This is a genomic window from Bradyrhizobium sp. P5_C11_2 (assembly GCF_054049755.1).
Genome location: NZ_JBFULT010000312.1, coordinates 1 through 9,005 on the forward strand (window position 1 = coordinate 1; position 9,005 = coordinate 9,005).

10 protein-coding genes, 1 tRNA gene and 1 pseudogene are annotated in these 9,005 nt (G+C 64.6%); 6 read left to right on the forward strand and 6 right to left on the reverse strand.

What is annotated here, in order from left to right; translation table 11 throughout:
- Positions 1-269 (reverse strand): annotated as a pseudogene (locus ACXJL8_RS25415) (adenylate/guanylate cyclase domain-containing protein); the annotation flags it as partial.
- A gap of 226 nt (positions 270-495) precedes the next feature.
- Between ACXJL8_RS25415 and ACXJL8_RS25420 the strand changes: the two are divergent.
- Positions 496-1,128, forward strand: a complete 633-nt coding sequence (locus ACXJL8_RS25420) for a LysE family translocator (RefSeq protein WP_456617410.1) — start codon at positions 496-498, stop codon at positions 1,126-1,128.
- Positions 1,129-1,248: 120 nt separating this feature from the next.
- On the opposite strand, the gene ACXJL8_RS25425 is transcribed toward ACXJL8_RS25420, so the two are convergent.
- Entirely contained in the window at positions 1,249-2,004 is a 756-nt protein-coding gene (locus ACXJL8_RS25425; RefSeq protein ID WP_456617411.1) for a sulfite exporter TauE/SafE family protein, read from the reverse strand.
- Positions 2,005-2,100: 96 nt separating this feature from the next.
- On the opposite strand from ACXJL8_RS25425, the gene ACXJL8_RS25430 reads away from it, so the two are divergent.
- Positions 2,101-2,991, forward strand: a complete 891-nt coding sequence (locus ACXJL8_RS25430; RefSeq protein ID WP_456685792.1) for a LysR substrate-binding domain-containing protein — start codon at positions 2,101-2,103, stop codon at positions 2,989-2,991.
- A 53-nt stretch (positions 2,992-3,044) separates the two neighbouring features.
- Here ACXJL8_RS25430 and ACXJL8_RS25435 read toward each other — a convergent pair whose 3' ends face one another.
- The 3 genes from ACXJL8_RS25435 to ACXJL8_RS25445 all read right to left on the reverse strand — a co-directional run bounded on the left by ACXJL8_RS25435 (position 3,045) and on the right by ACXJL8_RS25445 (position 6,305).
- Positions 3,045-4,010 carry a Bug family tripartite tricarboxylate transporter substrate binding protein gene (locus tag ACXJL8_RS25435; protein WP_456617413.1) on the reverse strand — a complete coding sequence of 322 codons (966 nt, stop codon included), beginning with the start codon at positions 4,008-4,010 and terminating at the stop codon, positions 3,045-3,047.
- Positions 4,011-4,087: 77 nt separating this feature from the next.
- Positions 4,088-4,870 carry a histidinol-phosphatase gene (gene hisN / locus ACXJL8_RS25440; RefSeq protein ID WP_456617414.1) on the reverse strand — a complete coding sequence of 261 codons (783 nt, stop codon included), beginning with the start codon at positions 4,868-4,870 and terminating at the stop codon, positions 4,088-4,090.
- Between the two features lie 544 nt (positions 4,871-5,414).
- Positions 5,415-6,305 (reverse strand): N-formylglutamate amidohydrolase, encoded by an 891-nt coding sequence (locus tag ACXJL8_RS25445; protein ID WP_456617415.1) that lies wholly within the window; start codon positions 6,303-6,305, stop codon positions 5,415-5,417.
- A 341-nt stretch (positions 6,306-6,646) separates the two neighbouring features.
- Here ACXJL8_RS25445 and cpdR point away from each other — a divergent pair, with 341 nt between their 5' ends.
- Together cpdR and ACXJL8_RS25455 are read left to right on the forward strand one after the other, a co-directional pair.
- Positions 6,647-7,006, forward strand: coding sequence for a cell cycle two-component system response regulator CpdR (gene cpdR / locus ACXJL8_RS25450; protein WP_007597092.1), 360 nt, complete (start codon positions 6,647-6,649; stop codon positions 7,004-7,006).
- 72 nt (positions 7,007-7,078) lie between these two features.
- Positions 7,079-7,153: transfer RNA gene (locus tag ACXJL8_RS25455), tRNA-Val, on the forward strand.
- Positions 7,154-7,430: 277 nt separating this feature from the next.
- Here the strand turns inward: ACXJL8_RS25455 and ACXJL8_RS25460 are convergent.
- Positions 7,431-7,955: a DUF4440 domain-containing protein gene (locus ACXJL8_RS25460; RefSeq protein ID WP_456617416.1), complete on the reverse strand. Its 525-nt coding sequence runs from the start codon at positions 7,953-7,955 to the stop codon at positions 7,431-7,433.
- Between the two features lie 211 nt (positions 7,956-8,166).
- Here ACXJL8_RS25460 and ACXJL8_RS25465 point away from each other — a divergent pair, with 211 nt between their 5' ends.
- Both ACXJL8_RS25465 and ACXJL8_RS25470 read left to right on the forward strand, forming a co-directional pair.
- A complete protein-coding gene (locus tag ACXJL8_RS25465) occupies positions 8,167-8,652 on the forward strand; it encodes an L-2-amino-thiazoline-4-carboxylic acid hydrolase (RefSeq protein ID WP_456617417.1) in 486 nt (161 codons plus the stop codon).
- 11 nt (positions 8,653-8,663) lie between these two features.
- Positions 8,664-8,909: a hypothetical protein gene (locus ACXJL8_RS25470; protein WP_456617564.1), complete on the forward strand. Its 246-nt coding sequence runs from the start codon at positions 8,664-8,666 to the stop codon at positions 8,907-8,909.
- Positions 8,910-9,005: the final 96 nt, after the last annotated feature.

Below are 9,005 nucleotides of genomic sequence, written 5' to 3' on the forward strand. Positions count from 1 at the left end.
GCGCGATCGGCCGGCAGATGGTGATTGCGCTCCGCCATCAGCGTCTGCATCGCAATTGCGGCCTCGGCGGCGCCGACGATGCTCGGGAACTCCAGCAGGAAACCGTCGCCGGTGTTCTTCACGACGCGGCCGCCATGATTGAGGATGATGGGATGGATCGCGTTGCGGTGGGCCTTGAAGGCGGCATGGGTGCCGGCCTCGTCGCTGCCCATCATGCGCGAATAGCCGGCGACATCGGCGCAGACGATGGCAGCCAGACGTCTTTCCATATCCTCGGAGCTCCAAGCGAGGGCGGACCGGCCACGGTGTGGCAGTCGCCCCGAATCCCGCATTTCAAGAACCCTGCCTTTATAGAGCAGATGAGGCCGAGTGAAAGTATGATCCGCATTGCAAATTCGCGGTAAATCCTACGCAATCGCGGCGGTGGACGGTGGCGGCCGAACCGATTAAGCCGAATTCCTTGAGGCCGCCCGGTCGGGGCGGCGGGGGACCGGCATGCTGGGCATTCACGAGATCTGGCTGTTCGTCCTCTCGGGCGTGCTGCTCAACATCACACCCGGACCTGATACGGTCTATGTCATCGGCCGCAGCATGCAGATGGGGTGGCGGGGCGGCGCCGCTGCGGCCCTCGGCATCAGTTGTGGCTGCTTTTTCCACGTCGCGGGCGCGGCGATTGGCCTTTCGGCCCTGCTGATGGCCTCGTCCACGGCATTCTCGATCCTGAAGCTGGTCGGCGCCGCCTATCTCGTCGTGACCGGACTTCAGATGCTGTGGTCGCGGCCGGCGCTGGCGGCAGCCATCGACGAGCCCGAGCGGAGCTCGCTGCGGCGCGTGTTTCTCCAGGGCGTCTTCACCAACGCGCTCAATCCCAAGGTCGCGCTGTTCTTCCTGGCCTTCCTGCCACAATTCGTCGCAGCCGACTCGCCCCACAAGCCGCTCGCCTTCCTGACGCTGGGCCTGATCTTCATCTGCACGGGAACGCTGTGGTGCCTGGTGCTGGCGGCGTTCGCGGCCAAGGCCGCCCACCGCTTGCGGACCTCCGAGGGCGCGATCGCCTGGGTCAACCGGGCGCTGGGCGGCCTCTTCATCTATCTCGGCATCCGCGTCGCCATGCTGGAGACGCGGTAGGTGAGGGCTGCGTAGGGTGGGTTAGCCTCGCGGCTGCGCGAAGCGCAGTCGCAAGGCGTAACCCACCATGCTTCTGCGACTGTGGAGCGACGTGGTGGGTTACGCTGCGGCTAACCCACCCTACGAAGCGAATTCCTTCAGCAGTGCGCTGCCCGCCAGATACAGGCCTAGCAAAATCATCGCGATCAGGAACCAGCGGCGGAACGCTTCCGCCGGCATCCGCGCCCGCACCGACTGGCCGATGAACATGCCGGCAAAGGCACAGGCCAGGCCCACGGCGCCCGGTACGGCATTGGCCGGCGTCAGCAATCCGCCGGCGGTGAGGTTGAAGGCGAGCGCCAGTGTCGCTGTCGTGAAGAACACGCCGAGCGCCTGCACCAGCTCGTCCTTCTCCATGCCGATCGCCTGCATGAACGGCATCGAGGGAATCACCTGCACGCCGGTGGAGGCCGAGATCACGCCRGTGACGACGCCGACCACCCCGCCGACCCATTTCTCGTTCTTCGGCGCGACGCTGAACTGGAACTTGTTCAGCCCGACCACCGCGTAGACGACGAGCAGGGCGCCGAGCACGATCGTGCCGTAGCGTGCATGGGGACCGGTCAGCGCACCGGCATTGAGCCAGCATCCGATCACGGTTCCGATCATCAGCGGCCACAGCCGCCTCAGGATGTCGCGCAAATAGGGGCCGCCAAAAGTCTGCCAGATGTTGGTGACGATGGCCGGCACGATGACGATGGCAATCGCCCGGCCCGGGGCCATGCTGACCGCGAGCAGGCCCATCGAGACGGTCGGCAGGCCGAGCCCGACCACGCCCTTGACGAATCCGGCGATCAGGAAGACGGCGGCGATGACAATGAGGAGCGGGTCGATCATGCGGCGCACATTGACCGAAGCCGCGGCCCGGCACAATCTGGAGGTTACGGAGACAGCCTTCGTCAACAGCGAAGGCTAAGCCGGAGGAGGCCTGCCATGCGTTTCGACCTCGTCGACCTCCAGCTCTTCATCGCGGTCGCCGACCAGCGCAGCATCACCCGCGGCGCCGAGCGGTCGCACCTGGCGCTGGCCTCCGCCAGCGCGCGCATCAAGGGGCTCGAGGACGCGCTCGGTGTCGCGCTGCTCAAGCGCGGACGGCGCGGTGTCGAGTTGACCGCGGCGGGCGAGAGCCTGCTCGATCATGCGAGGGTCGTGATCCACCAGATCGACGCCATGCGCGGCGATCTCGCGGGCTTTGCCAGCGGCGTGCGGGCGAGCGTGCATTTCCTCGCCAACACCTCGGGCCTGTCGGAGCATCTGCCGAAGGCGCTCGCCGGCTTCCTGCGCGAGCATCGCGACGTCGCCATCGACATCGAGGAGCGCGAGAGCACCGACATTGCGGCGGCGATCACCGCGGGCGCCGCCGATCTCGGATTTGCCGCCGAGCACGCGCTGCCCGACCATATCGAGCGCTTTCCCTTCAGCGAGGATCGTCTGACGCTGGTGACGTCGCGCCGCGGCCCGTTCGCCGGCCGCCGCCAGATCGATTTCAAGGAGGCGGGAGCTTGCGAGTTCGTCGGGCTGACCAGCGCCACCGCGCTCCAGGTACATATCTCCAAGCACGCTGCGCGGCTCGGCATGCGGCCGCATTTCCGCGCACGCTTGCGCGACTTCGATGCGATCTGCCAGATGGTCGCCGCCGATGTCGGCGTCGCCCTCGTGCCCGAAGCGGCCGCCCGCCGCTGCGCAAAACTGATGCCGCTCGCCATGGTCCGCCTGCGCGACGCCTTCGCCAACCGCAAGCTCGTGATCTGCGCGCGCAGCTTCAAGACGCTGYCGCGGCCGGCCAAGATGCTGGTGGAGCATCTGCGCGCGGCGGCGGTGTGAGGGGGGCGCCACAAACTCGTCATGGCCGGGACAAGCCCGGCCATGACGGAGGCCTACTTCGCCGTCTCGACGCCGGCGTCCTTGATCACCTTCGCCCACTTCTTGGTCTCGTCCGCGATGAATGAGCGAAAATGCTCCGGCTCGTCGCCGATCAGCGTGGCGCCTTGGGCGGCGAGCTTCTCCTTCACCGCCGGATCCGCCATGGCTTTGGTCGCCAGGCCATGCAGCGCGGTGACGATTTCCTTCGGCGTGCCCTTGGGCGCCACCATGCCGTACCAGTTCTCGATACGCAGATCAGGAAAGCCCGCTTCCGCCGTGGTCGGCACATCCGGCACGGTCGGTGCGCGTTCGGGCGAGCCGACCGCGATGGCATGCAAGGAGCCCGCCTTGACCTGCGGCAGCAGCACCGGAAGGTCGAGGAAGGTCATCTGCACCTGCTGGCCCAGCAGGTCGTTCACCGCGGGCGCCGCGCCGCGATAGGGCACGTGCACGATGTCGATCTTCGCCGTCAGCTTGAACAATTCGCCGGCCAGATGCGGCAGGCTGCCGGGGCCGGAGGAGGCGAAGTTGAGCTTTCCGGGCTGCGCTTTGGCGAGCGCAATCAGCTCGCCGATGTCCTTGACGGGCACGTTGGTTGCCACCACCAGCATTTCCGGCACGGTGGCAACCAGCGTCACCGGTGTCAGGTCCGAGAGCGTGTCGTAGGCGACCCGTTCCATGCTCGGGCTGATCGCGAGCGCGCCGGCCGAGGAGATCGCGATGGTGTAGCCATCGGGCGGAGCCTTTGCGACCGCGTCGGTGCCGAGCACGCCGCCCTGTCCGCCGCGATTGTCGATCAGCACCGGCTGGCCGGAGAGTTCCGACATGCGCTGGCCGATGACGCGGGCGATGATGTCGTTGGGGCCGCCGGCCGGRAACGGCACGATCAGCTTGATCGGCTTGGCCGGGAAATTCTGGGCGGAGGCGAGGGTGGGAAACAGCAGCAGGCTAGCGAATACGAGCTTGTGCCAGTTTTTCATTCCAAGTCCCCTGAAGCATGATCCGGAAAAGTGTGCAGCGGTTTTCCGAACGGATCATGCGCAAACGATGTGTCGCTTTAACCGTTGAGTAGTTTCAGTGCTTCTTCGTGAACGCGCGGATCGCCGGCGGCGATGATGCGGCCGCCGCCCTGGGCCGGCTTGCCTTCCCAGGTGGTGACGACGCCGCCGGCGCCGGTCACGATCGGGATCAGGGCCGCGATGTCGTAGGGCTTCAGCTCGGTCTCGACCACGAGATCGACATGGCCTGCCGCCAGCATGCAGTAGGAGTAGCAGTCRCCGCCATAGCGCGACAGCCGCGCGCCGGTCTCGATGCGGCCGAAGATGGCGCGGTCGCGCTCGTTCATCAGCAGCGGGCTGGTGGTGTAGCTCGTCGCTTCCGACAGCGAAGCGCAGCGGCGGACCTGGAGCCGGCGCTCGCCGGAAGGGCCCTTATAGGTGGCCGAGCCGTTGTCGCCGGAGAAGCGCTCGCCGATGAAGGGCTGGTGCATCATGCCATACACTGGCGCGCCCTTGTGCAGCAGCGCGATCAGCGTGCCCCAGATCGGAAAGCCGCCGATGAAGGATTTCGTGCCGTCGATGGGGTCGAGCACCCAGACATAGTCCGAATCCTCGCGCTCGTTGCCGAATTCCTCGCCGACGATGCCGTGCTGGGGGAAGTTGGCCTTGATCAGCCGCCGCATCACCGCCTCCGCGGCGCGGTCGGCTTCCGTCACCGGGTCGAAATCCTTGGTCTTGCTCTTGTCGTCGATCGAAAGCGAGGTGCGGAAGAACGGCAGGATGGTTTCGCCGGAGGCGGTGGCGAGCTGTCCGATGAAGGCTGAGAAGTCGATCACCGTCACGGCGAATCCTCGAAACGAAAGTCGGGTGAAGCTCGCATCTGCCTATCTCAATTCGCMTGTGACGTGCAGCGCTGTCTTGATTTGCACCCTGGTATTTTGGATGCCGGAGCCATTGCCTCCTTCGAGCCATATGCTGGCCAAATATCGATCATTGAGTTGAATACTTAGTTCCGAGTATGCCTCGTTCGTATGCAAATGACTATCAACCCATTGAATTTCCTTATCAAAGAAACTGAATCTGGGTTTCTCTGGAAGCAACTGAGCCATGTCCGTATTGCATGGGAAACGGCTCAAAAGCCCTTGCACTTTGTGCGCCGCGGCCGCATATTGTTGCGGTGCGGTAGCGCTCTGCGTTACCGCTGCCCTCCTTGGGCGTTTCCTCCCTAGACTTGGGCCGCTTCTTCATCAGAAGCGGCCCTTTTTTCTTTGGGCCATCTGTTTCACTTCAGCTGCGCGAAAACGCGAAGCGAAGATTCGGCGCCCGATACGCTCGCAGCTCGGTCTGGTCTTTGATGCGCGACGTCGGCGCGGCGAAGGCTTGCGCCTATTCCGCCGCGGCCTGGAACGGGCCGAGATCGCCGAACGGAATCGTCGTTGCCAGCACGTCGGCGAGCACCGCGAAGTCGGAGGCGACCTGCGCAAAGCGCGGGCTGCGCTCGCGCCGCCGCTCGTCCATGTAGATGGCACGGTTCAGCTCGAGCTGGACGGCATGCAGGCCGCTGGCCGGATTGCCGTAGTGCTCGGTGATGAAGCCGCCGGCATAGGGCTTGTTGCGGCCGATCGAATAGCCGAGCCCGCCCAGGGTCTCCTCGACCCGATCGGGGAGCAGCGGCGTGCAGCTCGTGCCGTAGCGGTCGCCGATCACGATGTCGGGCCGGCGCGGCTCGTCTCTGCTGACGCCGACCGAGGGCATCGAGTGGCAGTCGACCAGCACCACGGTGCCGAACATCTGGTGCACCTTGTTGATCAGCCGGCGCAGCGCGCGGTGGTAGGGCTTGTAGAGCGTCTCGATCCGCGCCAGCGCATCGTCGACCAGAATGCGGTCGCGATAGATCTCCTGGCCGTCGCCGACCACGCGCGGGATGGTGCCGAGCCCGCCCGCGACCCGCATCGAGCGGGTATTGGCAAAGCTCGGCAGGCGTCCGGAGAACATCCGGGGATCGAGCTCATAGGGCTCGCGATTGACGTCGACATAGGAGCGCGGGAAGTTGACCCGCACGGTCGGAAAGCCGCGCTGGCTCAAATGGCCGATCAGCTCGTCCATGAAGGAATCTTCCGACCGGCGGAGCGTCGGCAGGTCGATTCGCGAGGCGCTGAGGAATTCGTCCGGATAGGTCGAGCCGGAATGGGGCGAGTTGAAGATGATCGGCGCGCGCCATTCGGCGGGCTCCACGATTTCGAACGCTGGCGACGTGTCGCCGTCAAACCGGGTCATCTTCTCAGGCTTCGTCCCTTCGTGCCGCAAGATCCGGCGCCACAAGATCCGGCAAGGTCCGGATCGAATCGATTCGGCCGGTCGAGCGGCTCTTATGTGTCGTCATTGTCCGGAATCGCAACCATTCTGCCAAGCGAAAAGATGTGATCGGTACTGGAACGTGTCTTAACCCTGCGGCCACGGAGGCGGGGGGCCACTGGCGCGGCTCGATTGATTCGCGCCGCATTCCGGTTCACAAGGGGCCTGCCGCGCACGCTCAGGGTAAAGATTTTCACCCGAAATTTACCCTCTGTCGGGCTTAGTGACCTCTGCTGATGCCTTGGGGATTCAACGTTCCTGCCATGCCAAAAATCCTGCTCGCCGAAGACGACAACGACATGCGCCGTTTCCTGGTCAAGGCGCTGGAAAACGCCGGTTTTCAGGTCTCGTCCCACGACAATGGCATGGCCGCCTATCAGCGGTTGCGGGAGGAGCCGTTCGAGATGCTGCTCACCGACATCGTGATGCCGGAGATGGACGGCATCGAGCTCGCCCGCCGGGCCTCGGAACTCGATCCCGACATCAAGATCATGTTCATTACCGGTTTCGCCGCGGTGGCCCTGAACTCGGATTCGGACGCCCCCAAGAACGCCAAGGTGCTGTCGAAACCCGTCCACCTGCGCGAATTGGTGAGTGAAGTGAACAAGATGCTGGCGGCCTAAATCGGCCAGCCTCTGTCCTTGCGCCGGGTCCCCTGAGCCGTTATAGGGACCCCATCGATGAAATGACCTCTAGGGCACGTAGCTCAGCGGGAGAGCACTACCTTGACATGGTAGGGGTCACAGGTTCGATCCCTGTCGTGCCCACCATCCTCCGCTCGCGATAGCCGAGAGGAGGATGCCACGCTAGAGCCCAACGGGCGCAGGCGGGCCTGCATCCGCAAATCTCGGCCCTGCAAGCCACGATCTCACTTTCAATAGCGTGCGCGTAGCCCGGATGGAGCGAAGCGCAATCCGGGGGCTATCCCCTCGGACGCTGTCCCGGATTGCGCGGAGCCTGTCATCGGGCGGCGCTTTGCGCCGACCCGTTGGCTCCATCCGGGCTACGGTGCTGCAGCGAGCCGCACCCTGCCGACGCTGGTCGCGGCTATTTCAATTCCGTGTTCGCCACCGGCAGGATGGAAGCGACGGACCAGCCGTTCGCATCGTGCACGTAGGTCTGGCTGATCAGAAACGTATTCTGTTGCGGTGGCTTGCCGGGAAGACCACGCGTGAAGACGATCGGCACGAGGACCTGCATGACCTCGTTCGAGATCACGGCGACGTGGAATTTCGACATGTCGGGCTCGAGGTGCCAGGTGCCCTCGTAATACGCCTTGAAGCGGTCCGCGACCGCATCTCGGCCTCTCGTCTCGATGCCTCGCGCAAACAGCAGCGCGCCGGGCGAATTCCAGAGCATGGCCTTCACATCGTCCGCATTGTGCGCATTCTGCGCGGCAATGAATTTTTCGAAGACGGTCCGCGCCTCGGCATCATTCGCGGCAGCCAGCGCGGGCCCGCCTGACCAGACGGTCGCCGCGAGAAACAGCGCTGCAGCAATTGCCGCAAGATGACGGCGCCGCGCAAATGGGCGTGACCTGACGTAGACTGGAGACATCTCGGACGGGGGCATGTTCACCTCTCTTTTGGATGACGATAATCATACCATTGATCGCCGCGCCGGCATTTCAGGATCGCACGATCAGCGATCACCGCTGCATCACAGATGCGTTGGTTCAGACCATGTCGGATGCCGCGGGACGTAACAGCAAACCCTCGTCGCCAGCGTCAAGTTGAGTTATCGTGTCGCGGGCTACGATTTCATCCCAGACGCGAGCCTGCCCATGAGCGTTTCCGTCATCGAACAGGCAAAAATCCAGGCGCAGGTGCTGGTGCCGCTGGTCAAGGCGCTCCAGGCCGAGCTCGGCGAGGCGCGCGCCAATGCGCTGGTGCGCAAGGCGCTCGGCGATCTCTATCGCGGCTTCGGCGCGGAATTCTGGAACGCCAAGAACAAGGCCGAGAACGAGGCAGATCTCGGCAAGGCCGTCGCGTCCGCCTTCAAGACCTATGCCCGCGACGACGCGCTCGCCTATGACATCCTCGAGCAGACCCAGGATGCCTTCGCCTTCGACGTCACGCGCTGCGCCTATGCCGAATTCTACAAGGCGCTGGGCGAACCGGAGCTCGGCTTTCTGCTGGTCTGCACCGCCGACTTCGCGACCGCGGATGGATTTGGCGCCGACATCAGGCTCACGCGCACGCAAACCATCATGCAAGGCGCGTCTCATTGCGATTTCCGCTACCGGCGCGACGCGGGCGGATCAAAGTGAAGGGAATGCAGATGATGCGGGCGAGCTGTCTTGCCATGGCAGCGCTGGCGTTAATGGCGTCGCGCACCGATGCCGCGATCGTCGACTGGCAAGCCGAGCTGCAGCGCTGCCGCGCGCTGCGCGAAAGCGTTGCGCCGCTGCTTCAGGCCGGCGAGGGCATCTCGGCCGTCGGCCGCTCCAACAAATCCGTCCGCCGCTGCATCTGGATCCAGCGCATCGCGGTCCGCAAGAAGATCCCCGGCGCGGAGGTTTGGTAGCTCTCCGTCATTGCGGAGCGCCCCAATCTCACACCGTCACCCCCGCGCAATGGCGAAGCCATTGTCGCTGGAGGTGCTCGCCTCTTAGGCGAGCCT